This window comes from Actinosynnema sp. NPDC023794, assembly GCF_040639675.1.
In the GTDB taxonomy this organism is placed as follows: Bacteria; Actinomycetota; Actinomycetes; order Mycobacteriales; family Pseudonocardiaceae; genus Actinosynnema; species Actinosynnema luteola.
Genome location: NZ_JBFAFR010000033.1, coordinates 36,698 through 63,170 on the forward strand (window position 1 = coordinate 36,698; position 26,473 = coordinate 63,170).

Annotated in this window: 23 protein-coding genes, 4 tRNA genes and 1 pseudogene; 20 read left to right on the forward strand and 8 right to left on the reverse strand. The window is 70.8% G+C overall.

Features of this window, described 5'->3' with window-relative positions; all coding sequences use genetic code 11:
* Positions 1-143: 143 nt before the first annotated feature.
* From AB0H12_RS38190 to AB0H12_RS38200, 3 genes are all read left to right on the forward strand, one after another.
* On the forward strand, positions 144-725 hold the full coding sequence (locus tag AB0H12_RS38190) for a CBS domain-containing protein (RefSeq protein ID WP_499629722.1): 582 nt from the start codon (positions 144-146) through the stop codon (positions 723-725).
* A 150-nt stretch (positions 726-875) separates the two neighbouring features.
* Positions 876-2,636 carry a hypothetical protein gene (locus tag AB0H12_RS38195; RefSeq protein WP_499629724.1) on the forward strand — a complete coding sequence of 587 codons (1,761 nt, stop codon included), beginning with the start codon at positions 876-878 and terminating at the stop codon, positions 2,634-2,636.
* A 214-nt stretch (positions 2,637-2,850) separates the two neighbouring features.
* Positions 2,851-3,423 carry an Rv1733c family protein gene (locus tag AB0H12_RS38200; RefSeq protein ID WP_499629726.1) on the forward strand — a complete coding sequence of 191 codons (573 nt, stop codon included), beginning with the start codon at positions 2,851-2,853 and terminating at the stop codon, positions 3,421-3,423.
* Between the two features lie 64 nt (positions 3,424-3,487).
* Here AB0H12_RS38200 and AB0H12_RS38205 read toward each other — a convergent pair whose 3' ends face one another.
* The 3 genes from AB0H12_RS38205 to AB0H12_RS38215 all read right to left on the reverse strand — a co-directional run bounded on the left by AB0H12_RS38205 (position 3,488) and on the right by AB0H12_RS38215 (position 4,933).
* Positions 3,488-3,859, reverse strand: a complete 372-nt coding sequence (locus AB0H12_RS38205) for a hypothetical protein (protein WP_499629728.1) — start codon at positions 3,857-3,859, stop codon at positions 3,488-3,490.
* 246 nt (positions 3,860-4,105) lie between these two features.
* The gene (locus AB0H12_RS38210) at positions 4,106-4,276 is read right to left on the reverse strand and encodes a hypothetical protein (RefSeq protein WP_499629729.1); all 171 of its coding nucleotides are present in this window, start codon (positions 4,274-4,276) and stop codon (positions 4,106-4,108) included.
* Between the two features lie 165 nt (positions 4,277-4,441).
* Positions 4,442-4,933: a Gmad2 immunoglobulin-like domain-containing protein gene (locus AB0H12_RS38215; RefSeq protein WP_499629730.1), complete on the reverse strand. Its 492-nt coding sequence runs from the start codon at positions 4,931-4,933 to the stop codon at positions 4,442-4,444.
* A 200-nt stretch (positions 4,934-5,133) separates the two neighbouring features.
* On the opposite strand from AB0H12_RS38215, the gene AB0H12_RS38220 reads away from it, so the two are divergent.
* The 13 genes and pseudogenes from AB0H12_RS38220 (at position 5,134) to AB0H12_RS38280 (ending at position 22,071) form a co-directional block, all read left to right on the forward strand.
* The gene (locus tag AB0H12_RS38220; RefSeq protein ID WP_499629732.1) at positions 5,134-5,718 is read left to right on the forward strand and encodes a CBS domain-containing protein; all 585 of its coding nucleotides are present in this window, start codon (positions 5,134-5,136) and stop codon (positions 5,716-5,718) included.
* Between the two features lie 457 nt (positions 5,719-6,175).
* A complete protein-coding gene (locus tag AB0H12_RS38225) occupies positions 6,176-6,622 on the forward strand; it encodes a hypothetical protein (RefSeq protein ID WP_499629734.1) in 447 nt (148 codons plus the stop codon).
* Positions 6,619-7,992 (forward strand): DUF4389 domain-containing protein, encoded by a 1,374-nt coding sequence (locus AB0H12_RS38230; RefSeq protein ID WP_499629736.1) that lies wholly within the window; start codon positions 6,619-6,621, stop codon positions 7,990-7,992. The genes AB0H12_RS38225 and AB0H12_RS38230 overlap by 4 nt, the downstream gene beginning before the upstream one ends.
* Positions 7,985-8,665 carry a CBS domain-containing protein gene (locus AB0H12_RS38235; RefSeq protein WP_499629738.1) on the forward strand — a complete coding sequence of 227 codons (681 nt, stop codon included), beginning with the start codon at positions 7,985-7,987 and terminating at the stop codon, positions 8,663-8,665. Before AB0H12_RS38230 ends, AB0H12_RS38235 begins: the two co-directional genes overlap by 8 nt.
* Entirely contained in the window at positions 8,662-11,202 is a 2,541-nt protein-coding gene (locus tag AB0H12_RS38240; protein ID WP_499629740.1) for a cation-translocating P-type ATPase, read from the forward strand. Before AB0H12_RS38235 ends, AB0H12_RS38240 begins: the two co-directional genes overlap by 4 nt.
* Positions 11,199-12,050, forward strand: a complete 852-nt coding sequence (locus AB0H12_RS38245) for a universal stress protein (RefSeq protein WP_499629742.1) — start codon at positions 11,199-11,201, stop codon at positions 12,048-12,050. Before AB0H12_RS38240 ends, AB0H12_RS38245 begins: the two co-directional genes overlap by 4 nt.
* Positions 12,051-12,128: 78 nt before the next feature.
* Positions 12,129-12,376: pseudogene (locus tag AB0H12_RS38250) on the forward strand (hypothetical protein); the annotation flags it as partial.
* Between the two features lie 309 nt (positions 12,377-12,685).
* Positions 12,686-12,904, forward strand: a complete 219-nt coding sequence (locus tag AB0H12_RS38255) for a hypothetical protein (RefSeq protein ID WP_499629744.1) — start codon at positions 12,686-12,688, stop codon at positions 12,902-12,904.
* 98 nt (positions 12,905-13,002) lie between these two features.
* A complete protein-coding gene (locus AB0H12_RS38260) occupies positions 13,003-14,400 on the forward strand; it encodes an MBL fold metallo-hydrolase RNA specificity domain-containing protein (protein WP_499629746.1) in 1,398 nt (465 codons plus the stop codon).
* A 318-nt stretch (positions 14,401-14,718) separates the two neighbouring features.
* Entirely contained in the window at positions 14,719-17,406 is a 2,688-nt protein-coding gene (ppdK, locus tag AB0H12_RS38265; RefSeq protein ID WP_499629748.1) for a pyruvate, phosphate dikinase, read from the forward strand.
* Positions 17,407-17,540: 134 nt separating this feature from the next.
* The gene (locus AB0H12_RS38270) at positions 17,541-18,551 is read left to right on the forward strand and encodes a zinc-dependent alcohol dehydrogenase (protein WP_499629750.1); all 1,011 of its coding nucleotides are present in this window, start codon (positions 17,541-17,543) and stop codon (positions 18,549-18,551) included.
* 375 nt (positions 18,552-18,926) lie between these two features.
* Positions 18,927-20,168, forward strand: a complete 1,242-nt coding sequence (locus tag AB0H12_RS38275; protein ID WP_499629752.1) for an acetyl-CoA hydrolase/transferase family protein — start codon at positions 18,927-18,929, stop codon at positions 20,166-20,168.
* A gap of 688 nt (positions 20,169-20,856) precedes the next feature.
* Positions 20,857-22,071, forward strand: a complete 1,215-nt coding sequence (locus AB0H12_RS38280; RefSeq protein WP_499629754.1) for a tyrosine-type recombinase/integrase — start codon at positions 20,857-20,859, stop codon at positions 22,069-22,071.
* Between the two features lie 14 nt (positions 22,072-22,085).
* Here AB0H12_RS38280 and AB0H12_RS38285 read toward each other — a convergent pair.
* From AB0H12_RS38285 to AB0H12_RS38300, 4 genes are all read right to left on the reverse strand, one after another.
* Positions 22,086-22,160, reverse strand: a tRNA-Val gene (locus AB0H12_RS38285).
* Between the two features lies 1 nt (position 22,161).
* Positions 22,162-22,233, reverse strand: a tRNA-Cys gene (locus AB0H12_RS38290).
* Between the two features lie 58 nt (positions 22,234-22,291).
* Positions 22,292-22,364, reverse strand: a tRNA-Gly gene (locus tag AB0H12_RS38295).
* A gap of 145 nt (positions 22,365-22,509) precedes the next feature.
* Positions 22,510-22,935, reverse strand: coding sequence for an SsgA family sporulation/cell division regulator (locus tag AB0H12_RS38300; RefSeq protein ID WP_073893954.1), 426 nt, complete (start codon positions 22,933-22,935; stop codon positions 22,510-22,512).
* Between the two features lie 295 nt (positions 22,936-23,230).
* Here AB0H12_RS38300 and AB0H12_RS38305 point away from each other — a divergent pair, with 295 nt between their 5' ends.
* The 4 genes from AB0H12_RS38305 to AB0H12_RS38320 all read left to right on the forward strand — a co-directional run bounded on the left by AB0H12_RS38305 (position 23,231) and on the right by AB0H12_RS38320 (position 25,184).
* Complete coding sequence (locus AB0H12_RS38305) at positions 23,231-23,824, forward strand: RNA polymerase sigma factor (RefSeq protein ID WP_499629756.1); 594 nt, start codon at positions 23,231-23,233, stop codon at positions 23,822-23,824.
* Entirely contained in the window at positions 23,821-24,609 is a 789-nt protein-coding gene (locus tag AB0H12_RS38310; protein WP_499629758.1) for an anti-sigma factor, read from the forward strand. The genes AB0H12_RS38305 and AB0H12_RS38310 overlap by 4 nt, the downstream gene beginning before the upstream one ends.
* 25 nt (positions 24,610-24,634) lie before the next feature.
* Positions 24,635-25,063, forward strand: a complete 429-nt coding sequence (locus AB0H12_RS38315; protein WP_499629760.1) for a TIGR02611 family protein — start codon at positions 24,635-24,637, stop codon at positions 25,061-25,063.
* A 49-nt stretch (positions 25,064-25,112) separates the two neighbouring features.
* Positions 25,113-25,184: transfer RNA gene (locus tag AB0H12_RS38320), tRNA-Val, on the forward strand.
* A gap of 117 nt (positions 25,185-25,301) precedes the next feature.
* Here the strand turns inward: AB0H12_RS38320 and AB0H12_RS38325 are convergent.
* Positions 25,302-26,417 carry a tyrosine-type recombinase/integrase gene (locus AB0H12_RS38325; protein ID WP_499629762.1) on the reverse strand — a complete coding sequence of 372 codons (1,116 nt, stop codon included), beginning with the start codon at positions 26,415-26,417 and terminating at the stop codon, positions 25,302-25,304.
* Positions 26,418-26,473: the final 56 nt, after the last annotated feature.

Consider the following 26,473-nt stretch of genomic DNA (forward strand, 5'->3'; position numbering starts at 1 on the left):
CGCGGTGGGTGCTCTCGCAGGGGCGGAAGTCCCGATCCACCAGGGACCGACGTGCCGCGTCCGCGCCGGAGGACCAAAGGCACCGGCCGGAAGGGCCGATGCGCCCTGCCGACGGCCGGTGGGTGAGCGGACCGTTGCGGGGTATGAACGCCGCAGATGTGATGACCCGGCCCGTCTACTCGGTCGAACCGTCGACCACCGTGCGCGCCGCGAGCGCCGTCCTGGTCGACCACGGCTTCTCCGCGCTCCCCGTGGTGGGGCCGGGAGGACTGCTGGTCGGCATCGTGTCCGGCTCGGACCTGTTGCCGGCCAACCTCGAACGGGGCGTCGCGACCACCGTCGGGCAGGTGATGACGACCGAGGTGACCAGCGCGCCGCTCACCGCCACACCGGGCGAGCTGGCGAGCGCGATGCTGGGCAACCGGCTGCGCTGCCTGCCCGTGGCGGACGCCAGGGGAGCGGTGGTCGGCGTGGTGAGCCGCGGCGACCTGCTGCGCGTGCTCACCACGGACGACGACGTCCTCGCCGCCCGCGTCGACCGGCTCCTCACCGCCTACAGCCGCACCCGCCGCTGGGACGTCGACGTGACCGGCGGCCGGATCGTGGTGACCGGGCAGTTCGACGACGAGGCCGAGCGCCGCGTCGTGACCGCCCTGGTGCGCACGGTTCCCGGCGTGGCCGGCATCGAGCTGCGTCCGGTTCCCGCGTCCACCGGTATCGCCTGACCGCATCGGGCACCAGAGCAGCAAGGCCCTGTGCCACTCGGGAACGGCTGCATGCGAGCGAGTGCCGACGCCTCTGCACCGTCTTCTGGTGCGGCGAGACGCTGAGATCGGAGTAGTTCACAGGGAGGACGGGCAGAGGGGAAGCACACGATGTCACGGTTACGCCGATCCATCGGCGCTTTGTTGTTGACGGTCCTCGTCTGCGCGGGAGCGTCGGCGGGACCGGCGTTCGGCGACACCCCGGCGGCGGCCGGGTCCAGCGCGACCGCACCGGCCGAAGCGGAGCCGACCACCACCGCGCCGGTCGAGACCTCGACGACGGTCCCGAGCGGACCCACCACGACGACCGGACCCACCGCGACGACCGAGCCGTCCACGACGGACCCGAGCGCGCCGTCGGCCCGGCCCGGCGGCCCGGCGACCACGGAGCCCTCACCGGCGTTCGTGGACCTGACCCTCACGGTCGCCTTCGACAAACCGGAGTTCGTCGCGGACGAGCCGGTCACCGCACGGGCCAGGGTGACCAACGTCGGCACCGCGCCGGCGAGCCGCGTGACCATCGACTCGCCCGGGAACGTGGAGGAGGAGCGCTACTGGGAGGAGATCGGGTACTACGGCGTGCGGGTCGAACCCGGGCAGACCGTGGAAGCCACGTTCGTCGGACGGGTGACGACCACGGAGTACTCGGCGTCGATGGTCGTGACGATCAGGTCGCTCGACGAACCGGACGTGAACCCGGCGGACAACGTCGTCGCGATCAGCGCCCCGGTCACCGTTGTCCGCGGCACCTTCGCGGGAACCGTCTACGCCGACCGCAACGGCGACGCGACCATGAACGCGGGTGAAGCCCTCGCCGACCTCCGGGTGGAGGTCCGAGGCGGCCGGCCGTCCGGCTCCTACACAACGAAAACGGACTCGGTGGGCCGCTTCCTGTTCCGCGACCTACCGCGCGGGAACTATGAGGCCTGGTTCAGCAGCTCTGAGGTGACGTTCCCGCGGACGGCCGTGCGGGTGGACGGCGAGGATGATCCGGATCTTCTGATCCGCGGCGCGCTCCCGGTCGACTCGGTCCTCACCGCTTCGGCGGCGCTCGACCGGGATGCCTACCGCAAGGGCGACACCGCCCACATGACGCTGACCCTCACCAACGCTGGTGCGCTGCCGATCCCCGGTGTGAAAGCAGGCTGCTGGGTGACTGGCGCCGTTCGCATCGACCTCGGGGAACTCGCGGACCCCGGCCCGGGTGCCACCCTCCCCCCGAACGCGACCCGGGCCTTCGACGTGCAGATCCCGATCGTGGACGTCATGGCGGAGGAGGGCTACCTGAGGGTTGGGTGCTCGATCGGCGTGCACCAGGGCGTCGCCACCACCGAGGTAGCCGCGCGGATCATCGGTGTCGTGGCGCCGAAGGTCGTCGGCTGGGTGGCGGTGGAGCGCTCGGTGTCGTGGCCCAGCACGCTGGGCGGTCCGTATCCCGGCGCACCGGTGCCCAACCTCAAGATTTACTTGAAGGAGTGGCACACCGGTGCTGTCCTGGCCCGCGCCACCACGAATGCTCGGGGCGGCTTCGAGTTCCACGACGTCCCTGTCGGCTACTACGACGTAGGCGTCGTCGGTCCGTGGGCGATCATCTTCGGCAAGTACCTGACCGTTCGATCAGGTGCCGGCCTGTCGCATGGGGTGATCGTGGTGCCGGGCCCGGATCAGCCCGACCCCGACCCCCAGCCCGCGCCGCAGCCGGGTGGACCACCGGCGCCCACGCCGCCCCCTGGTGCCGGGCCTGCACACAAACCACCGACCGCCGAACTCGCCGCGACGGGGGTGAACGTCACCTGGCTCGCGCTGGGCGGCCTGCTCACGCTGCTCGTCGGCCTCGGCCTGGTCGTCCGCACCGGTCGCGGGCGGACCTGACCGCGTGCGGCACGAGTCGAGCACCGGGTCCACGACCCGGTGCTCGGCGTGTTCGCGCCAGGCCGGGCGCAGGGTCGGAAGTCCCTGCGCACCCGGGACCGCCGCGACGACCAACGACTCTGGGTGCCGAGCCCAGCTCGGAGCAGCCTGGAGTGGCCCACCACACCGAGGAGGTCGGATCATGGACGCACGGTCGGCGACTGCCGTTTCGAGGATGGCGCGGAAGCTGTTCGTCTGGCGAAACCCCTTGGCCCGCCTCGGAGATCGGTTGGAGAGCGCGGTGGCGGTCGGCTCGGTGACGGTCGCGTTGCTGGGGCTGCCCGTCGCAGCGGCGTTCGGGTCCGAGGTCTACGTGCAACAGGCAGCGCTGTCCTCGGAGCAGTCGCGCACGCGCCACCAAGTCGACGCCGTGCTGCTGGAAGGCACGCCCGGCTCCGCCGGAGGAGCGGCGCACAACATGTCGGTGACGAAGTTCGACGTGCCCGCGACGTGGACGCTGCCCGACGGGACGGCCCGGCGGGGCGAGGTTCAAGTCACCAGTGATGTGCTCGCCGGCAGCGGGGTCCGGATCTGGGTCGACGACAGCGGTGCGCGGGTGGCCGCGCCGCTGACCGCCGAGGGCGCGGTGGTCACAGCAGTGGCGGTCGCGACGGGTTCGTGGCTCGCTCTGGGCGGCGCGCTGGTGGTGTTCTGCGTGGCGGTCCGATGCGTCCACACCCGCCTCCGCCGGCACCGGTGGGAACTGGAGTGGGCGGCGGTCGAGCCCGGTTGGCGGAAGCTCGCGTGACAACGCATCCCGGTCGCTGTGCTGGAGGTCCGGTGGTGAAGGCACAGCCCGGCGACCGGACGGTTCACCGTCGGCCGTCCTGGGCGGCGGCCAGGCTCGCGCGGCAGCAGCGCACGATCTGGCGGGTCGCGGGGCTGTCGGGGGTCCGCCGGCAGCGCAGGCAGTGGACGGTGACCGCTCCGGTGAGCTCGTCGACGCTGACGGAGGCGGGGCACTCGCAGTTCCTGCACCAGCGGTGGCCGGTCACGGAGATGACGTGTGCCGGGGAGTGCACGCACTGGTGCAGCCAGCGGCGGTGGACGCGACAGCTGATGCGTTCGAGCGGGTTGAACCCGGTCTCCTCGGCGTCGTCCTCGGCGGCGAGCACAGCGGCGAGCCTCGGGTCCCGGATACCGGCGTAGGTGTCGCGTCGAGTGGTCTGCAGCAGCGTGGTCATCGTCGTCTCCGAAGGTCTTGGTCCAGATGTCGAGCGTCCGCCCGGCACCACACCTCCGGACACGGCACGAGGGCACCACCTCAGGAGGGCCTCGGGCAGCGCGTTCGCGCGGATGGGCACCGACACCGCGAGGACCAAGGTCCCTGACGAACGAGCGCCTGCGACGACGATCGAGAGGCGTCCTGTCGGCGGACTGATCCCCGAGGTGCGCGGTCCGTTCGAGGGCGCGTGGCCCTTCGGCCCGCGTCACTCGGTCCAGGTCGAGGACTTCTTCGAGGACGGCGCCTCCGTGCTGCGCGCGGAGCCGCCGGGCCTCGACGCGGAGTCCGACATCGAGGTCGGCACCGCGGGCGACCGGCCCACCATCACCGCGAAGCGGGACAGGAGGTGCGCGGACAGCACCGGTCCGAGTTCCACGACGGCTCCTTAACCGCACGGTCGCACTGCCCGGTCACCCGGGTCGCGGGTGCGCGCAAGACCCCGGTCGGGACACCGGAGGAGCAGGTCTCCACACCGGGTCACGAGGACCGGACGGGCGCCGCGCCGCACAGGCGGGAGGCACCGGTCCGGTGCCGTCGCGCGTCACTCCTGCGGCACCCGGATGACGTCGCCCGGGTTGATGACATCCGGGTCGGTGATGGTCTGCGGGTTCGCCGCCACGAGGCGGTGGTGGAGGTTGCCCGCGCCGTAGTAGCGGGTGGACAGCGCCCACAGCGTCTCGCCCGCCACGACCACGTGCTCCAGGTAGGTCCGGTAGCCGGGGACGATCTTCGGGCCGAGCACCACGGGCACGACCACCTTGTCCAGTTCCTCGCCGTCCTTCGGTGAGATGTGGAAGACCTCGACGAACAGCCGGGAGAGCGTGAAGCTCGCGCCCGACACGTCGACGCTGAGCTGGAACTGGCTGTGCCCGCCGACGCCGTCACCGGCCATGAAGAAGCCGGTCACCTCGTCGTGGCCCTCGTGGATCCGGTAGTTGAAGCCGGCCTCGAACGCCCCACCGGCCGTCCCGCCGATCAGGATGTCGTTGCCCACCAGGTCGTAGGCCTTCGGCTGCTGCACGTCGATGGACATGTCCGCGCCTCCCGTGGTCGGTGTCGGCAGCGTATGCCGGAGATCTGCGGATGTCCCCCGACCACCGGCACGTCACCCGTTCGGGGACACCTGCGCGTGCGGCGCCGTCGTTGGGCCCTGGTCGCCGAGGACCATCGACCGCTGGCGAGAGGGCAACGGCTGCCTAACGTCGAAGTCACCTGCGACGAGGGAGGTGCGCCGTGCGGGCACGAGACATCATGACCAGCCCGGTCATCGCCGTGACACCGGACGTGCCGATCCGCGTGGCGGCGGCGCTGATGGTCTCGCACGGCTTCGCGGCGCTGCCCGTGGTCGACGGTGGCCGGCGACTCGTCGGCATCGTCACCGAGGCCGACCTGCTGCGCGGCCGCTACACCGACGGAGAGCCCGGCGACGCGCCGGTGGGTGACGTGCTGACCACCCCGGTGCGCGGGGTGGACCCCACCGCACCGGCCGGCCTGCTCGCCAGGGTGATGGTCGACGACGGGATCCGCTGCGTCCCCATCCTGGACGGTCCGCGTTTGGTCGGCGTGGTGACCAGGCACGACCTGGTGCGGGCGTTGGCCCGCACCGACGCCTCCGTCGAGCGCGAGGTGCGGGAACGCCTGGACGCCTACGACCCGAACGGTCGGTGGTCGGTGACCGTGCGCGACGGTCATGCCGACATCGGGACGACATTCCCCGACGAGAGGTCCTGGAGGGTCGTCGTCGCCTTGGCCGAGGCGGTGCCCGGGGTCCTGAGCGCGTACGTGCACGAGACGACAGCCGCAGACGCGGAGCGTTGAGCAGGCGCCGGAACAGCCGCAGACGCCGGAACAGCGGGCCGCGGCGGCTCAGGAGTCCACAGAGGGCACGATCACGACCGGGCACGCCGAGTACCGCACGCGGTCGGTCGACACGGGCTGCCCGCTCGTGGAACGCGCGGAGCCGGCTCTCCTTCGCGGGGTGGCCATGATCGCCTCCGCGGTGTCACCGGTCCGCGCCGACTGGGTCAACGCCCAGCGCAGTGCGTTGCGGCTCGCAGCCGATCCGTTCACATCGACCGGGGCGGGAGCCCGAAGTGAGTGAGATTCGGCTTGCCCGCACCCTCGACTGCGCGTCGTCCACCGACGTCCGCGGCGGCGTTCGCAGGGGTCGGAGGTCCCGACCCATCAGGGACCCTCACGGCGACCAACGACTCTGTGGACCGACCTCGTACCGGACGAGCCTGAGAGGCACCGGAGCGGACGAGGAGGGCGGGACATGGACACGCGGTCGAGCCCAGGAGGACCGGCACGCCGGGCCTTCGCCGGGCGCAACCCGCTCGACGACCGGATCGAGGGGGCCGTCGCGGTCGCCTCGGTCGCGGTGACGCTGCTCGAACTGCCGATCGCCGTGGCGGTCGGGGCGGAGGTGTACGCGGCGCAAGCATCGCGGTGCGAGGAGCACCTGCGCACCCGCTACTCGGCGGAGGCGGTCCTGCCGATCGACGCGCCCGGCTCGGCGGGCGGTGGCACCGCGATCACCGCCTCTGAGGTGGTCGAAGGCGCGGTCGTCATGGGGGCGGCCGTCGCGATGGGCTCGTGGATCGCGCTCGGCGGCGCGGTGGCGCTCGGGTACGTGCTGGTCCGCTCGGCGCACACCCGGCTCCGGAGCCTGTGGAAGACCGAGTGGGCCGCTGTCGGGCCCGATTGGAGGACGTTGGCATGACCACCTATCCCGTTCGTGTGCACGGCCGGTTCGACCCAGCCCTCAACCGCTGGTTGTGGCTGGTCAAGTGGCTGCTCGTGATCCCGCACTACCTGGTGCTGACCTTCCTCTGGATGGCGTTCGCGGTGGTGGGGCTGGTCGCGTTCATCGCGATCCTGGTGACCGGCCGCTACCCGCGCCCGCTGTTCGACTTCGCGCTCGGAGTGCTGCGCTGGACGTGGCGGGTCGCCTACTACTCGTTCGGCGCGCTGGCGACCGACCGGTACCCGCCGTTCAGCCTCGCTGAGGAGCCGGACTACCCGGCGACGCTCGACATCGCCTACCCCGAGCGTCTCTCGCGCGGCCTGGTGCTGGTCAAGTGGCTGCTGGCCATCCCGCACCTGGTCATCGTGGGAATCTTCCTCGGCGGTGGCGGCTACCTGGCCTTCCGGGCGGGGGAGTGGGCGTACAGCCCGGCCGGCGGCCTGGTCGGGCTGCTCGTGCTGATCGCCGGTGTGGTGCTGCTGTTCACCGGCCGCTACCCGCGCGGCGTGTTCGACTTCGTCCTGGGCATGGACCGCTGGGCACTGCGCGTCGCGGCCTACGTCGGCCTGATGACCGACGCCTACCCGCCGTTCCGGTTCGACACCGGCGGCGACGAACCCGGCGCCGCCACCCTGGACGTGCCGCCGCCCGCACCGTCGGGCGGCACCGCGGGCCGTGTCGTCCCAGCGGTGATCGGCGTCCTGCTGCTCCTGACGGGCACCGGGCTCTCGGCGGCCGGGGCGCTCGGGCTGTGGGCCGACCAGACCCAGCGCGACGCGACCGGCGCGGTCACCGCGCCCACCCAGATCCTGCGCGGCACCGGGTACGCGGTGGAGCTCGGCACCGCCGAGATGAACTGGACCGAGGCGGGCTGGGCGGTCGGCGAGGACTGGCTCGGCGCGATCGGCCTGCGGGTCGACCCCGACGCGTTCGTCGGCATCGGCCCCAGCGCCGACGTCACCCGCTACCTGGCCGGGGTCGACCGCGACCGCGTGACCGGCTTCGGCGACCAAGCCATCTACCAGCACAGCACGGGCACCGCGCCCACCACACCACCCCACGCCCAGCCGTTCTGGGTGTCCTCCGGCTACGGCTCGCTGACCTGGACCGCCCAGCCCGGCACCTGGACCGCCGTGGTGATGAACGCCGACGGCTCGCGCACGGTCGACACGACCCTCGTGGCCACCGCGACCCTGCCCGCGCTCGCACCGGCGGCGTGGGCGGCGCTCGGCGCCGGCGTGCTCCTGCTGCTCCTCGGCGGTGGGCTGGTGCTCTTCGCCGCGACCCGCCCGACCCGAACGACCCCACCCGTCCCGACCACCGTCGAAGGAGAGACCCATGCGTGAACCCGAGGTTGCCTCGCTGATGACCCGCGAGGTGGTGAAGGTCGACGTCGGCGCCCCGTTCAAGGACGTCGCCGCCATCCTGACCGACGGCGCGTTCAGCGCCGTGCCGGTGGTGGACACCGGCGGCCGGCCGATCGGCGTGGTGTCGGAGGCCGACCTGCTGCCCAAGGAGGAGTACCGGGGCGGCACCGAACCAGGCCCGTCCGTGTTCGCCCGCCGCGACATCAAGCAGCGCTGGCGGCAGGCGAGCGGTACCACCGCGGGCGACGTGATGACCACCCCGGTCGTCACCATCGGCCCGGACGCGCCCGCGAGCGCCGCCGCGCACGAGCTGGCGGTGGAAGGTGTGCGCCGGTTGTTCGTCGTGGACGCCGACGGCAGGCTGCTCGGTGTCCTGTCGCGTCGGGATCTGCTGAAGGTGTTCCTGCGCAGCGACGAGGACCTGCGCCGCACTGTCGTGCACGAGGTCCTGCAGCGGACGCTGTGGGTGGAACCCACCGCGGTCGAGGTCGAGGTGGTCGACGGCGTGGTCACGTTGCGCGGCACCATCGAGCGCCGCAGTGAAGCTGACATCGCGTACCGCCTCACCCTGGCCATGCCCGGTGTGGTCGATGTCCACAACCACCTGTCCTACGGCTGGGACGACACCGACATCAGCCACCGGATCGGGTGACGACGGTGCTGGACGCGGCGGAGCGCACCACGGGTGGCCTGACCTCGGCCGAGGCCGCCCGGAGGCTGCGCGAGGACGGCCCGAACGTGCTTCCCTCCGGTGGCGGGGCGCACCCGGTCGTGCTGCTGCTCAAGCAGTTCGCGCACTTCTTCGCGATCCTGCTGTGGGTGGCAGCCGCACTGGCCTACGTCGCGGGTATGCCGGCGCTGTCGGTCGCGATCGCACTGGTCGTCGTGCTGAACGGCGGGTTCGCGTTCGCCCAGGAGTACCGGGCGGACCGCGCGGCGCAACGCCTGCGAGACCTGATGCCCACCCGCGCCACCGTCCGCCGCGACGGCAAGCCCCTGGTCGTGGACGCGGCCGAGCTGGTCGTCGGCGACGAGGTCCTGCTCCAGGGCGGCGACCGCGTCTGCGCCGACGCCCGGGTGGCGCAGGTCGCCACGCTGGCCGTGGACGAGTCCATGCTCAGCGGCGAGAGCGTGCCCGTGCACCCGTCCGCGAGTGACGTCGTGCGGGCCGGTACCTACGTCACGGAGGGCGAGGCGACCGCCGTCGTGACGGCCACCGGCTCCCACACCCAACTCGCCGGCATCGCCTCGCTCACCCGCCACGCGGTCCGGCCCAAGAGCCCGCTCGCCCTGCGGCTGCACCGCGTGGTGACCGTGGTCGGCCTCATCGCGGTCGCCGTGGGCGTGGCGTTCTACGGGGTCGCGACGCTGTTGGGCCTCGACCCGACGGAGGGCTTCCTGTTCGCGGTCGGCGTCACCGTCGCGCTGGTCCCGGAAGGCCTGCTGCCGACCGTGACGCTGTCGCTGGCGCGGGCCGCCCAGACCATGGCGCACCGCAACGCGCTCGTGCGGCGGCTGGACGCGGTGGAGACGCTGGGCGCGACCACGTTCATCTGCACCGACAAGACCGGGACGCTGACCCGCAACGAGATGTCCGCGGTGCGGGTGTGGACGCCGAACGGTGAGGTCTCGGTCCAAGGACAGGGTTACGCCCCGACCGCCCGAGTGACCGGTGAACCCGACGCCCTCGCCGCCGTGCGGACGCTCGCGATCAGCGCCGTCCGCTGCTCGCCCACCGCGCACGTCGACCACCGGGACGACCGGTGGCTGCCGGTCGGCGACCCGATGGAGGTCGCGCTCCACGTCCTGGCCGCGCGCGTCGTCGCGGACACCGCGACCCCGGCGGCGACCCGCTTCCCGTTCGACCCGCGCCGCCGTCGCTCGTCCGTCGTGGACGGTGACGGCGTGCACGTGACCGGCGCCCCCGACGCCGTGCTGCCGCTGTGCGCCCCATCGCCGGGAGCGCACGAGGCGATCGACGCACTCGGCGCGCAAGGGCTCCGCGTGCTCGCGGTGGCCCGGCGACCCGGCACCGCCACCGGCTGGCAGGACGCCGAACGCGACCTCGTCCTGCTCGGCCTGGTCGCGCTGCAGGACCCGCCGCGTGACGACGTCACCGACTCGATCGCCCTGTGCCGCAAGGCGGGCATCAAGCTCGCCATGGTCACCGGTGACCACCCGGCCACCGCCCGCGCCATCGCCGACCAGGTCGGCTTGCTCGGACCCGACCGGCTGGTGGTCGAGGGCAAGGACCTGCCCGCCGACGACGCGACGTTGGGTGAGCTGCTAGACCACGACGGTGTCGTCGTCGCCCGCGTCACTCCCGAGGACAAGCTCCGCATCGCCCACGCACTGCAACACCGCGGCCACGTCGTCGCCATGACCGGAGACGGCGTCAACGACGGACCGGCCCTGCGCGCGGCCGACATCGGCGTGGCCATGGGCGCTTCCGGCACCGACGTGGCCCGCGAAGCGGCTGACCTCGTCCTGCTCGACGACCACTTCGGCACCATCGTCGGCGCCGTCGAGCTGGGCCGGGCGACGTTCGCCAACATCCGCCGGTTCCTGACCTACCACCTGACCGACAACGTCGCCGAGCTGACGCCGTTCGTGTTCTGGGCGCTCTCGGGCGGCTCGTACCCGCTCGCGTTGAGCGTCCTCCAAGTCCTGGCGCTAGACATCGGCACGGACCTGCTGCCCGCGCTCGCGCTGGGCGCGGAGAAGCCGAACCCGCGCACCATGATCGGCCCCGCACGGGCCGGATCGCTGATCGACCGCTCGGTGCTGGTCCGCGCCTTCGGCGTGCTGGGACCGGCCGAGGCGTTGGCGGCGATGGCGGCGTTCACGCTCGTGCTGCTCGCGGGCGGCTGGGACCTGGGCGACCCGGTGCTGCTGGCCACCGCGTCGGGCACCGCGTTCACCGCGATCGTGCTGGGACAATTGGCGAACGCGTTCGCGTGCCGCAGCGCCACCACACCGGTGAGGACCCTGCTGGGCAACCGCCTGCTGATCGGCGCGGTGATCTTCGAGCTGGCTGTGCTGGCTGTGTTCCTGTTCGTGCCGCCGTTGCCCGACCTGCTGGGCGGCAGCGCGCCGACCCCGCTGGGCTGGGCGCTCGCGGCGATGACCATCCCGGCCGTCCTGCTGGTGGATGCCGGGCACAAGTGGATGAGGAGGCGTCTCGCATGAGCAAGCCCGTGGTGGTCGGCGTCGATGGTTCGGGACCCGCGCTCGACGCGGTGCGGTGGGCGACCCAGGAGGCGCGGACCCGCGACCTGCCGCTGCGGCTGGTGCACGCCGAGCTGCGCCTCCCCGGCGACGTGCCCGACGCCGACGGACGCACCCGTAAGGCGCTGCACGAGCAGGCGTGGCAGTGGTTGCACGAGGCCGCGGACGTCGCCCGTGACGTCGACCCCGAGGTGCGGCTCGAGGTGCACGTGGAAGTCGCCGACCCGGCGCCGTTGCTGGTGGCCGAGTCGGTCGACGCGGAACTGGTCGTGCTGGCCTCGCGAGGGCTGGGCGGGTTCACCTCGATGCTGCTCGGGTCCACGGCCATCGCCGTGACCAGCCGCGGCGGCTGCCCGGTGGTCGTCGTCCGCGGAGACCGGCGGTCCGGTCCGGTCGTGTGCGGGGTGGAAGGCGACAGCCCGACCGTGCTCGCTCAGGCGTTCGACCAGGCGTCGGCACGCCGTGCGGCTCTCGTCCTGGTGCACGCCTGGCACGCCCCGCCCGAGCCACTGGCCGACATGGTGGGGATCGACCTGGCCGAGTACGACGCCGAGCAGGGCGGGGACCTCGCCGCGCTGGTGGCGCCGTGGCGGGAGAAGTACCCCGACGTCCCGCTGGAGCTGGTCGTCGCCCGCGGCAACCCGGCACGAGCGCTGATCGACCGCGCTCGGGACGCCTCGTTGCTGGTCGTGGGCTGCCGGGGCCGCGGCGCGCTCACCGGCCTGCTGCTGGGCTCCACCAGCCACGCCCTGCTGCACCACGCGCCGTGCCCGGTGCTGGTGGTGCGCGCGACCGTGCAGGACGTGTGATGCCGTTCTCGGTGCGCACCGAGGCAAGCGGCCTGCTCGACGACCTCCTCTGCCACGTCGAACCGCGAGACCACGACGTATTCTCCGGGATCGTGCGACCGACCAGGAGTCGATGACGACTCGGTCCTGCTCGACCGCAGCTGGTACAACCGCGCCGGCGTCGAACGGGTCATGGGGTTCTGCACGCCCGAGGAACACCGCAGGTTCCTGCAGCAGTGCCCGGTGTTCGAGCGGATGCTCGTCGACGACCGGATCCTGCTGCGTGGGAGGACTGCTCCCGCGCCAAGGACGAGATGTTCGTCCACACCGACACCGCCGAGTGCCCCTGGCCCGGGGTGGAGAGCGACGACAAGCGGCGCGCCCGCGTCAACATGATCGCCCACACCTGTGGTCGACCCTGCCGCACCACGAGGTGGAGCCGCCCGCCTTCCATCTCCCGGTGCGTCCCGCGTCCACTGGCTACCACCGCACCGACCTGTGCCTGCAGACCTGCGTCCCAGACCACGCGGCATCGCTGCGCTGAGCACCAAGTCCCGCACCCTCGCGGCCGATCGTCCCGCCCGATCGACCTCCTTCGAACCTGCCAGTGCTCCCGCCGAACGCGGAACCTGGACAGCAGAGAGGAGATGAGTGACGTGGATTACACATCGAGGCACAAGGCGATGTTGAAGGCGGTCGCGGAAGGCAGGGGGCAACTGGTGGGAGGTCGCCGGCCGAACCTGGCGGTCGACGGGCTGTGGTGCGACTTCACCGCCACCAACGACCTCGTGCTCGGTGGCCTCGTCCGGTCGGCGGGCTCGACGGCGGTGCTCACCACCACGGGCGCGGCCGTCCTCGACCGGCTGGCGAGGTAGGGACCAAAGACCCCGCGTGACCGGGCCGACCGCCGCTGTGGGCCGTTCGCGAAGACGCGGGACCGTGGTGTCCCGCGACAGATCAGCCAGGAGTTGTGATGGGCAAGCGCTCCGCCGAGCCGACCTCGCTGACGTTCCTCGGCGCGACCGGCACCGTGACCGGCAGCAAGTTCCTGTTCGACACCGGGTCGTCCCGCGTGCTGGTCGACTGCGGCCTGTTCCAGGGCCTCGCGCCGCTGCGCCGGCGCAACTGGCAGCCACCCCGACTCGACCTCGACCGCCTCGACGCGGTCGTCCTGACGCACGCCCACCTCGACCACTGCGGCTACCTGCCGGTCCTCGTGCGCAACGGCTGGCGCGGACCCGTCTACACCACGGAGGGCACCGCCGCCCTCGCCGCGATCGTGCTCGCCGACAGCGCCCACCTCATGGCCGAGGACGCCCGGCAGGCCAACGAGGGCGGCTGGACCAGGCACAACCCGGCGTTGCCGCTCTACGACACCGACGACGCCGCCGCGGCCGTCCGGCTGTTCCAGACGGTGGACTTCGACGTGCCCTGGCGCATCGCCCGCGGCGTCGACCTGGAGTTCGGCCGCGGCGGGCACATCCTCGGCTCGGCGTGGGCGCACCTCGGCTTCGGGGACCGCACCGCTGTCGTCAGCGGCGACCTCGGCAGGCAGCACCACCGCGTGCTGCGACCGCCCCAGCCACGTCCCGAGTGCGACGCGTTGCTGGTCGAGTCCACTTACGGTGACCGCACGCACGACGACGAGCGCGCCACCGCGTTGCTGGCCGACACCATCCGCCGCACCGCCGCGCGCGGCGGCAGCGTGCTCATCCCCGCCTTCGCCGTCGACCGCACCGAGGTCGTCCTCGTCGAGTTGGCCAAGCTCACGCGCGCCGGCGCGATTCCCGACCTGCCCGTGTTCGTGGACAGCCCGATGGCGCTCGCCTCGCTGCGCGTCTACCGCCAAGCCGTTGCCGAGGCCTGGCCGGAGGTCCGACCCGAGCTGCTGCACACCCACGAAGACCCGTTCGACCCCGGCCGGCTGGCCGAGCTGCACACCGCCACGCAATCCATGACCGTCAACAACCCCGAGCAGCCCTCGATCATCATCTCCGCGTCCGGCATGGCCACCGGCGGACGCGTGCTGCACCACCTCAAGCAGATGCTGCCGAACCCCCGCCACACCGTCCTCGTCGTGGGCTACGCCGCCGCCGGCACCAGGGCCAGGCAACTGGCCACCGGCGCCCGCGAGCTCAAGATCCACGGCCGGTACGTGCCGGTCAAGGCCGAGATCCAGGTCCTCGACGCGTTCAGCGCCCACGGCGACGCCGACGAACTGCTCGCCTGGGCCACCGGCGGGCCCGAACCCGGCAGCACCTACCTCGTGCACGGCGAACCCGAGGCGTCGGCAGCCCTGGCTGACCGACTGTCCACCGAGCACGGCTGGAACGCGGTCGTGCCCCGTGACGGCGAGCGGGTCCTGATCTGATCACGCCGTGGCACGGCGCGGAGCGGCAAGCCGCTCCCAGGACCGGGAACCGGAACGCACGGAGCTGCCCTGCCGGCACGTCAGCGCTTGGACGGCGAGGCGACCAGGGACGTTGGGCGCGTTGATCGTGGACCTTCGGCAGCGGCGTGGCAGTTGCAGCCGGTGCATCGTGGGAGGACGGGATGGAACCGGAGGGAGCGCCGTCCTACCTGTTCCGCCTCGGCACGGCGGCAACCCGGTGCGGCGCAGTGCCGAGGGACCACAACGGCGGACGAGGCACGTGACTGTCCACGAGCGACTGATCGAGGAGTGACGACGATGCCCAAGTACGTGTACGACTTCGCCGAGGGCAACCGGTTCATGGCGGACCTGCTCGGCGGCAAGGGCGCCAACCTCGCCGAGATGACCGTGATGGGATTGCCCGTGCCGCCCGGGTTCACGATCACCACCGAAGCGTGCCGCGCCTACCTGACCACCGGCGCCGTGCCGGACGGACTCGCAGTGGAGGTGGGCGAGCACCTGCACGCGTTGGAGCGGGCGATGGGCCGCAAGCTCGGGCAGGTCGACGAGCCGTTGCTGGTCGCGGTCCGCTCCGGCGCGCGGTTCTCGATGCCCGGGATGATGGACACGGTCCTGGACATCGGGTTGACCGACGACTCGGTGGCCGGGCTCGCCGCGTGGTCGGGGGACGAGCGGCTCGCGTGGGACTCCTACCGCCGGCTGGTGCAGATGTTCGGCACGACGGTGCTCGGTGTCGACGCAGAGCACTTCGCCGCCGCCCTGCGGGAGGCCAAGCGGGCCAAGGGCGTCGCCGGCGACCTCGGCCTGGACGCAGCCGACCTGCGTGCGCTGACCGCGACGTTCAAGGACATCGTCCGCGAGCGGGCGGGCCGGGAGTTCCCGCAGGACCCGCGTGAGCAGCTGGACATGGCGATCGCATCGGTGTTCGCGTCGTGGCGCACCGATCGTGCCCGAACCTACCGGCACGCCGAGCACATCCCGGAAGACCTGGGCACGGCGGTCAACGTGTGCGCCATGGTGTTCGGCAACCTGGGCGAGGACTCGGGCACAGGCGTCGCGTTCACGCGCGACCCGGCCACGGGCGCACCCGGCGTCTACGGCGACTACCTCCCCAACGCCCAGGGCGAGGACGTCGTCGCCGGCATCCGCAACACGTTGCCGCTGCACCGCCTCGCCGACCTGCAACCCCGGGCCCACGAGCAGCTGATGGAGATCATGGCGACGTTGGAGCAGCACTACCACGACCTGTGCGACATCGAGTTCACCATCGAACGCGGCAAGCTGTGGATGCTGCAGACCCGCGTCGGCAAGCGCACCGCCGCCGCCGCGTTCCGCATCGCCGACGCGCTGCGCGAGGAGGGCGTGATCGACGCCGACGAGGCGCTGCGGCGGGTGACCGGCGCGCAACTGTCCCAGCTGATGTTCCCGCGCTTCGGCGACACCGACCGGGCACCGCTGGCCACCGGTGTCGCCGCCTCGCCCGGCGCGGCGGTCGGCGAGGTAGTGCTCGACTCCGCGACGGCGGTCCGTCGGGCAGAGGAGGGCGCCGCGGTGGTCCTGGTGCGCCGCGAGACCAACCCCGACGACCTCGACGGGATGATCCACGCCCAAGCGGTGCTCACCAGTCGGGGCGGCAAGACCTCGCACGCCGCCGTCGTCGCCCGCGGTCTCGGCCGGACTTGCGTGTGCGGGGCGGAATCGCTCACCATCGACGCCGAGGCCCGCCGCTTCACCACCGCCGACGGCACGGTGGTCACCGAAGGTGACGTGATCTCGGTCGACGGCACGGCCGGCACGGTCTACCTCGGCGAACTGCCCGTGGCCCCATCGCCGGTCGCCGACTACTTCGAGGGCCGCCGCCCTGCCGAGGGCGATGACCTGCTGCGGGCGGTGGACCGGATCATCACCCACGCCGACCGCCGGCACAGGCTGGAGGTGCGGGCCAACGCCGACACCCCCGCAGACGCCGCTCGTGCCCGCCGCCTCGGTGCCACCGGCATCGGGCTGTGCCGCACCGAGCACATGTTCCTCGGTGACCGCCGCGTGCTGGTCGAACGGCTGATTTTGGCCGGCGACGAGAATACCCGTGTCGAGGCGCTCGCCGCGTTGCTCCCGTTGCAGCGCGAGGACTTCACCCGCATCTTCGAGGAGATGGACGGCCTGCCGGTCACCATCAGGTTGCTCGACCCGCCGCTGCACGAGTTTCTGCCCGACCGCGTCGAGCTCACCGCCCAGGTCGCGGTCGCGAAGGCGCTGGGCCGGACCGAAGCGCCGAAGGATCTGCTGCGCGCGGTCGACCGGCTGCACGAGCAGAACCCGATGCTCGGCACGCGCGGCGTGAGGCTCGGCCTGCTCATCCCGGAGCTGTACGACCTTCAGGTCCGCGCGATCGCCGAAGCCGCGACGGCGCGGATCCTGGCGGCCGGGCATCCGCACGTGGAGATCATGATCCCGCTGGTCGGCGACGCACGCGAGCTGGAGATCGTCGCGGCACGGGCCCGGAGGACGATCGCTGACGTCACCCGGGAAGCCGGTGTGGACATCCGGTACCGGATCGGCACGATGATCGAGCTGCCGCGTGCCGCGCTCACTGCGGGAGCCATCGCCGAGACCGCCGCGTTCTTCTCCTTCGGCACCAACGACCTGACTCAGACGGTGTGGGGCTTCTCCCGTGACGACGTCGAAGGCTCGTTCTTCCCGGTCTACCTGGCGGAGGGCGTGTTCGACGTGTCCCCGTTCGAGACGATCGACCGCGCAGGCGTCGGCCGGCTGATCGAGATCGCGGTGCGGGAAGGGCGCGCCGCCCGCCCGGACCTCACGGTCGGCGTGTGCGGCGAGCACGGCGGCGACCCCGCCTCAATCCAGTTCTTCCACGACGTCGGCCTCCACTACGTGTCCTGCTCACCGTTCCGCGTGCCCGTCGCCCGCCTCGAAGCAGGCCGCGCCGCGGTCGGCGAGGCCGACGCGACCACCGACAACCGTTAGACGGCCGATGCAGCAGGTGATTGTGAAGTCGGTGGCTCGGGACGAAAGGCCCTGCTCGGCCGTGACGTCGGGCTGCGGTCCTCGCACGGCGACCAGGAAAGACTGATGCAAGACCAACGAGTAGAGGAGTCGTCGTGAGGGCTGCTGTTGTCACGGAGCTGGGTGCGCCGCTGGAGGTCCGGGAGGTGCCGGTTCCCGCACCGGCCGCGGGTCAGGTGCAGGTGCGGTTGGAGGCGTCGGGTATCTGTCACACCGACATCCACGCCGCCAACGGCGACTGGCCGGTCAAGCCGACCCCGCCGTTCGTGCCCGGTCACGAGGGTGTGGGCATCGTCGAGGCCGTCGGCGACGGAGTCGCCGCCACGCTGGTCGGGACGCGGGTGGCGATCCCGTGGCTGGGACACGCCTGCGGTGAGTGCTCCTACTGCGTGTCGGGCTGGGAGACGCTGTGCGAGCAGCAGCGCAACACCGGCTACTCCGTGGACGGCTGCTACGCCGAGCACGCCCTCGCCGACGCCCGCTACGTCGTGCCTGTGCCCGACGCCGTGTCCAGCCTGGACGCCGCGCCGCTGACGTGCGCCGGTGTGACGACCTACAAGGCGGTGGAGGTCGCCGGGGTGCGGCCGGCCGAGCGGGTCGCCGTGTTCGGTATCGGCGGTTTGGGCCACCTGGCCCTGCAGTACGCCCGTATCGCCGGCGGCTTCACCGTGGCCGTGGACGTCGAGGGCGACAAGCTCGCCCTGGCCCGCGACCTGGGCGCGGACCACACCGTCAACGCCCGCACCACCGATCCGGTCACCGCGATCGGCGAGCTGGGCGGCGCGGACGTCGCCATCGCCACCGCCGCCTCGCCGCGCAGCTTCCAGCAGGCGTTCGCCTCGCTGCGCCGCGGCGGACGACTGGTCTGCGTCGGCCTGCCCGCCGACGGCGTCCTGCCGATCCCCGTCTTCGACCTGGTCCTCAAAGGCATCAGCGTCGTCGGGTCCATCGTCGGCACCCGACAGGACCTCGCCGAGGTGTTCGCCCTGCACGCCGCAGGCCGCACCACGGTGATCGCCCAGACCCGCAAGCTCGACGACGTCAACGAGTCCTTCGCCGAGGTGCTGTCCGGCGCGGTCCCGGCCAGGCTCGTCATCGAATTCTGACAATCCCTCCCCGAGGGCGGTCATCACCGCACGGCCGGCACGCGCCTGCGGTGGGCGGGAGGGCGGGGCCGGGCAACACTCCCGCCCGACGCGTTGGCGGCGAATCCGCATGAAGTCCTCCACCTCCGGCTACCTGATCCCGTTCCGGTCGACGTCGTCGCGCTCGACCCGATCGACCCGTCGTCAGGGTCTCCGACCTCTACGCACCACACCGACCACCCATCACCCGAGCGCGTGACGATCGGGCAGGCGCCGGATTGTCCTCAGCCTCGTCGGGTACCCACCGGGCCGCGCGCGCCGCAGCCGACGCTCGTCAGGCCGACCACGTTCGACAACGCCCCACCGCACCTCCGACCCAGTTGGGTGATCGATTCCATGCGTGTTCTGTCCGAGTCGCAGCTGGCCGCTGTGCTGTCCGGTGCCGCCACCTGTCCGCGGGTGGTGGTCAGCGGGAACCACGCCACCCCTCATCACGTGCTGGACGTGCTGGACAAGGCGGTGGACGAGTACCGCCTGTTCGCGTTGAACGCCCAGTCGGGGATCCCCGACCGTGACGGTGTGGTGCTGGAGACCCCGTTCGTCGGTCCGGGCATGCGCGGCAAGCGGACGCTGCGGTACTTCCCCTCCCGGCTGTCACTGGTGCCGCACCTGCTCCAGCAGGCGTTGCCGCCCGACATCGTGCTGGTCCACACGTCCACCCCGGTGGACGGTTGCGTGTCGCTGGGCACCGAGGTGAACATCCTCCCCGCGGCGATCGAGGCGGTCCGGTCCAGGGGCGGATTGGTGATCGCCCAGCTCAACCCCCAGATGCCCTACACCCACGGCGACGGGGTGGTGCCCTGCGACGAGGTGGACTACGCGGTCGAGGTCGACGTGCCGCTGACCTCGCCCCCGCCTCGTACGACCAGCGAGGTGTCTCGAGTGATCGCCGAGCGGGTGGCGGCGCTCGTGCCGGAAGGCGCGACGCTGCAGATGGGCATCGGTGCCGTTCCGGACGCGGTGCTCGCGGCGCTGACCAAGCGACAGGGCCTGTCGGTGTGGTCGGAGATGTTCAGCGACGGCGTGCTCGGCCTCGACCGGGCCGGGGCGCTCGACCCGGACACCCCGGTGACCGCGTCGTTCGTGTTCGGCAGCGCGGAGCTGTACAGCTGGGTGGACCGCAACCCGCGGGTCCGGCTGCTGCGGACCGAGAAGACCAACGACCCCGGGCTGATCGCCCGCCGGCCGCGCCTGGTGTCGATCAACAGCGCGCTGCAGGTGGACCTGTACGCCCAGGCCAACGCGAGCCGGGTGCGCGGGGTCATCTACTCCGGGTTCGGCGGGCAGACCGACTTCGTGGTCGGGGCCCTGCATTCACCGGGTGGCCGGGCGATCGTGGCCTTGCCCTCGTGGCACCCCAAGGCCGACGTGTCCACCGTGGTGCCCCGACTGGCCGGCCCGGTCACCTCCTTCCAGCACAGCTACCTCGTCAGCGAACAGGGCGCCGCCACCATCTGGGGCCACGACGCCGGCGAGCAGGCCCAGCAGATCATCGACCACGTCGCCCACCCCCAGGTCCGCGACGAACTCACCGAAGCTGGCCTCGACCTGGGCTTCCCGCTCCGCCCACCGGCCTGAAACTGACATCCGCCGTTGAGCTGCGTTGAAGGGCCGCGGGCTCGTGCTCGTTGATCAGGTCGTGAGCGGCCGCTTCCACCACGAAGACCACGTCAGTGATGTGTAGCCCGTTCGGTTGAAGTGTTCGCTGAGGGCGGTGCCGAGTGTCCCTCGCGGTGCCTTTTTGCGGAGTTCAGAGGTAGATGCGCTCATCGGTGGGAGTGCACTGAGCTTCCATGGAGGAACGATGGTGGCTTCGGGGAGTGGCCTCGACACGGAGACGGGCGTAAAGCCCGTTGCCGGTGGCGGCGAGTGGTTGTTGTTCACGCCGGCGCGTGCGGCGGAGTTGTTGGTTGTGCGGGAGTCGTGGCTTCGTCGCAAGGCGGGTCGCCGTGAGGTTCCGTGCACGTTCGTCGGTAGGCATCTTCGGTTCTCGGTCGAGGACCTGCACGCGATCGTCACCAGTGGGTCGCGTCCCGCTCGTGATCGCCGGCTCCGGTCAAAGCCGTAGCGACCGACGGGTTGTGCTGCGGAAGGTTCGTCGTGCTGTGTTCCGTAGTGGGGGTGATGTCGGGTTCGGGGATCGACGGGCACTCGGCTTCGGGTGGGTGTGGTGACCACATACGGGTTGACACCTGTCCTTTATGGAGCGTCCATACCTGCTGCGTCCGCCGGGGCGCGGTTTCGTCGTCGACGAGGAGTCATGGGTATGGCGTGGGTGGAGAAGCACGGTTCGGGTTTCCGGGTGCGGTACCGGTTGCCGGACGGGACGTTGGGTTCGGAGACCGGGTTCATCGATCGTTCGGTGGCGGTCGGTCGGGCGCGGGACATCGAGTCGGATCAGCGCCGGGGGACGTTCGTGGACCCCTCGGTGGGCGGCATCCCGCTGGGGGAGTGGGTACCTACATGGGCGGACGCCCATGACGTGAGTGCGACGACGTGGGCGAAGTACGACTCGCACCTGCGCAACCACGTGCTGCCGCGGTTCGGTGACGTGCCGTTGAAGGAGATTTCGCGGATCGCGGTGAAGGGGTGGGTCAAGACGCTGCGGCGGTCGTTGGCCGAGCGGACCGTCGGTGATGTCGTAACGCTGTTGTCGATGTTGTTGGGTGAGGCGGTCGACGAGGGGTTGATCGGGGCGAACCCGTGTCGGCGGTTGCGGGTGAACACCGGTGATCATGAGGAGCGGCCTCATGCTTCGTCGTGGCAGGTGCGGGCGATGGCCCAGCGGTGTTCACCCGCGGATGCCGTGTTGGTGGTCACGGCGGCGTACACGGGGTTGCGGTGGGGTGAGCTGGCCGGACTGCGGTGGGGGCGGGTGGACATGGCCCGCGGTGTGATCACGATCGACCCGGACAGGGGAGCGCTGCACGAGGTGGGTGGCCGGTTGGAGCTGGGGCCGCCGAAGTCGAAGGCCGGTGTCCGCACGGTGCACTTGCCGCCGTTCCTGGTGGACCTGCTCACCGAGCACCGGGCCGGCCGGATGCAGGACCACGTCTTCACCGGTCTGGACGGGGGTCTGCTGCGCCGGTCGAACTTCCGGCGGCGGGTCTGGCTGCCCCTCGTCAACGGCGATCCGATCCAGGGATGGGCGCCCATCCACCCCGGTCTGCACTTCCATGACCTACGTCACACACACAAGACCTGGCTCATCGAGGACGGCGTGCCGGAGATCCTCCAGTGCAAGCGACTCGGACACCGGATGGCAGGCGTCCGGGGCACCTACTCGCATGTGACGCAGGTCATGGTGGACGCGATGCTCGATGGGCTACAGCGTCGGTGGCAGCGTTCGCTGGTTGCTCCCACGGGTCCGGCAGGGGTGACCACATACGGTGTCGACGATCACATCAAGATCGTTTGCTCCCAATTTGCTCCCACAACAGCAGAACAGCCCGCCGGTGGTGATCACCGACGGGCTGTCTGACCTGCGTTTATAGATGGTGGACGATACTGGGATTGAACCAGTGACCCCTACCGTGTCAAGGTAGTGCTCTCCCGCTGAGCTAATCGTCCGAGGCGGAGACGGGAATCGAACCCGTGTACAGGGCTTTGCAGGCCCTTGCCTAAGCCACTCGGCCACTCCGCCGTGATTCCTGAAGGCTAGCACCCAGGAGTCAGGCCTGAGCCCAAGGGGCCCTCTGCCGAGCGGATGACGAGACTCGAACTCGCGACCCTCACCTTGGCAAGGTGATGCGCTACCAACTGCGCTACATCCGCATGCCCCGTGGATTACTTGGAACTTTTCCCTTTTGGGGCTTGTCGTTCCGGTCTTCCTCGGTGCGAGAGGAACTTTATTACATGCACCGCAGCGGGATCAAATCGGGGGGTCCGTGACCGCCTCGCGGGCCCGCTACCTGCACTTTTACGTCAGATCGTTGGAGATCAGGTGGGTCAGGGCCTCGTCGACGTCGACCCACAGGTGCTCGTTCCCGGGCACGACGACGTCGTAGGTCCGGTCGAGGAAGTCGGCGAGTTCCTGTGCCGAGGCCTCGAACATGGCGTGGCCGGACGGCGAGCTCAGTTCGATCACCACGACCTCGGGGTCGTCGGCGGCCGGGCGGATTCGGACGTCGCCGTCCCCCGCGTCGGCGATCAGGCCGTCGGCGAGCAGATCGCGGGCGAAGACCCACTCCACCCATCCGGCACGGCCGGTTCGGAACGCGGCGACTACCGCGTACGGGTCTTTCGTGTCATAGCGGAGCTCCACCTGCACCGGGACGGCCGGTGTCCTCGGCGCCAGCAGGTCGAAGACCGCTGTTGAGCGGAGTGTCACGTGGTCGTTGCGCATCGTCGTTACCCTCTTCTCCCTTCCCGGCCAATGGAACGACCGAGTTCTCTACTTGTGACGTATATGTGGCGAGGAACGCTCGACTCTTGATGGTTTATCACCCGATTGGGGTCATGCAACTCCACTGGGCTACCACCTCGATGCGTTCCGTGTCCACTGGGCCAGGCTGCTTCCATCTTGCTGGGTTTGACCTGAACCCGGTACCGGCTGTTGCGCGAATGTTGGACGTGAGGACCTCTCTGGTGGCTGACTCACCCCGCCGCGACGCGACCCGGACCTGCGACGTCCCACCGACGTGGAACTCGCCGCACGGGTGACGGTCGGTGACCGCACGGCGTTCGGTGAACTCTACGACCGGTACGGGAAACCGGCGTATTCGCTCGCCCGGAGGATCTGTGTCGACCCGGGCCTGGCCGAGGGCGTCGTCCAGGAGGCGTTCCTGGCCCTCTGGCGCAACCCCGCGGCCTACGACCGCTCACGCGGCGGGTTCGGCACCTGGCTGATGACCGTGGTGCACCACCGCGCGGTTGACGCGGTCCGTCGCGAGAACACCCAGCGTAGACGAAGTGTCCCCTTGGCCGACGAGGTCTCTGAGCGCAACGTCACACCGGCGGAAGGCGCGGATCACGCCGCGTTGACCGCTGTCGTGGGCGCCGAAGTGCGCGAGGCGCTGCAACGGCTTCCCGAAGACCAGAGGCAAGTGCTCACGCTGGCCTGCCTGGGCGGCTACACGCAGATCGAGGTCGCGGCGTTGACCGGCATACCCCTCGGCACGGTGAAATCGCGCACGTTCGCCGCCATCCGCGGGCTGCGCACGGCACTGCGCTCGGTGTGGGCGGGCGAGACCGGCGGCGACGCGCCGGGGAAGACGACGGGAGCACAACGGTGACTGGGGAGCGGAACGACGACCGGTGCCCTGAGGAAGAGCTCGCGGTCGGGTACGCGATGCACGCGCTCGAGCCCGGCGAGGAAGCGCTGATGTGGGCCCACGTGCGGGGATGTGCGCGGTGCCAGGAGTCGGTCCGCGCCACCCAGGAGGTGACGGCCGCGTTGGGCGGGTCGGTCCGCCAGTACGACCCGCCGGAACGCCTGCGGACGCGTCTGATGGATGCGATCGAGCACACACCCCAGGTGCGGGTGGCGGAGGAGCCGGTTCCGCCGGCATCACGGCGACGTGACCGGCCCGGCGGATGGGGGCGCAAGCTGCTCCTGGCCGCGGCGGCGCTGGTCGTGGTGGCCGGGATCGGTGTCACGGGCGTGCGGTTCGGTCAGCTGAACGACCGGGTCGCGGAGCAGGACGTGCGGGCCGGGCAGATGGAGCGCGCGCTGCGGATCGTGGCCGACCCGGATGCGACGCGGGCCGTGCTGCAGGGCAAGTCGGGTGACGCGGTGGCCGTGCTGCTGTCCGCCGCCGACGCCGCCGCGATCGTGCCGACGGATTTGCCGTCCAACGACGTGACGCGGCAGGTCTACGTGGTGTGGGGGACCAGCACTCCGGAGCCTGTGGCGTTAGCCACATTCGATGTCACGGCGAGTGATGCGGACGTGCGACTTCTGGCGTGGTCGCCGGACGCGCACCGGCACAACGGCTTCGGGATCTCGTTGGAAGAGGGCCGCGCGGCGCCCGCGCGGCCGTCGACCGTATTGGCATCGGGCCAGGTAGGCCCCGCGTGAGGGGCGAATGAGCGATGATATGGGCATGAGCACAGAACAGCGCGAAGACACCGACAAGGGCACCCAGCACGTCCGCTGGTTCCGCCGCAACCCCGCGCTGAACATGACCTACCGCATCGGTGTCGGTGTGGTGGGCGGCTTGGTGCTGGTCGCGGGCGTGCTGATGATCCCGTACCCCGGACCGGGTTGGCTGGTCGTCTTCGCCGGCCTGGCGATCCTGGCCACCGAGTTCGAGTGGGCGGGCCGGGTGCTGAGGTTCGTCAAGCGCTACTACGACGCGTGGGTCGCGTGGTTGCGGCGGCAGAACCTCTTGGTGAAGGGGCTCGTGCTGGCCGGCACCGGCCTCGTGGTCGTGGTGACGTGTTGGCTGCTCGGTGTGTTCGCGCTGGTAGGTGGCTGGTTCGGACTCGAGTGGACCTGGTTGGAGAGCCCGATTTTTGGTTCGCGGGGATGATGTTGTAAGCTATGACCGCACCGCGAGAGCGGGTGTGAGAACCGAATACGGGCGTTTAGCTCAGCGGGAGAGCGCTTCGTTCACACCGAAGAGGTCACTGGTTCGATCCCAGTATCGCCCACAGTGTGTTTTTGCAGGTCAACGGCTCGTAGACGATCTTCGTCTGCGGGCCGTTGATCGTTGCGGGGAGCAAATTGGGAGCGGATGATCTTGACCACCTCCGTATTTACGAAGGTGGTCATGGTGTCGTGCTCCCCGTTTGCTCCCGGGTTTGCTCCCAGCGGTGTTGGAGTCCGGCGAGCATGGTGTCGATCATGGGTTGGGTGACGTGGGAGTAGACGCCCATGACGCCGTGGAACTTGTGGCCGATCCTTTTGTGCTGGAGGACTTCGGGCACGCCGTGTTCGATGAGCCAGGTCTTGTGGGTGTGGCGTAGGTCGTGGAAGTGCATCTCGGGGTTGATCCGCGGTCGGCCGGTGGCGGTGTCGCCGCGCAGGGCGGGTAGCCAGACGCGGCGGCGGAAGTTGGAGCGTCGGTGGAAGCCGCCGTCGGCTCCGGTGAACACGAACCGGGCTGCGGGGTGGCGGTCGTGGTGGTCGTCGAGCAGGTCGACCAGGAACCGGGGTATATGGACGGTGCGGACGCTGGCGGGGGTCTTGGGCGGGCCGAGGGTGAGTTTGCCGCCGACCTCGTGCAGGGCGCCGTCCTTGCCGTCGACGCGGATCTCTGCGTTGACCGTGTCGACCCGTGACCATTGCAGTCCGGTCAGTTCACCCCAGCGCATGCCGGTGTAGGCGGCTGTGACGATCAGGGCGGCGTTGTCGGGGGACACGCGGGCGGCCAGGTCGGTGATCTGGGCGGCGGTGGCGTGGGGTCGTTCGGGTTGGTCGCCGGTGGCGAGGCGCAGTTTGCGGCAGGGATTGGCGCCGATCAGTTCCTCGTCGACGGCTTCGCCCATGATCCGCGACAGCAGGTTGACCACGTCGCCGACGCTGCGTTCGCCGAGCTTGCGGCGCAGCTGCTTGGCCCAGACCTTGATCGTCATCCGGGTCATGTCGCCCAGCTCGGTGTCGGCGAAGCGGGGCAGGATGTGGTTGCGCAGGTGCGAGTCATAGGTGGCCCAGGTGACCGCACTGACGTCGTGGGCCTGGACCCACTCGCGCACCCAGTCGCCGAACCGGGTCTGCGCCAGCCGAGGGTCGACGAACTTCCCGCGCCGCTGATCGGACTCGACGTCCCGGATCCGGTTCTCCGCCTCCTCGCGCGTGTCGAACCCGTTCTCGGTGAACAGCGACCCGTCCGGCAACCGGTAGCGCACCCGGAACCCGTCACCGCGTTTCTCCACCCAGCCCATCACATACTCCTCTTCGTCGGTCTGTCCGTCCGCCGTCGTGGACGACGGCGGACGGA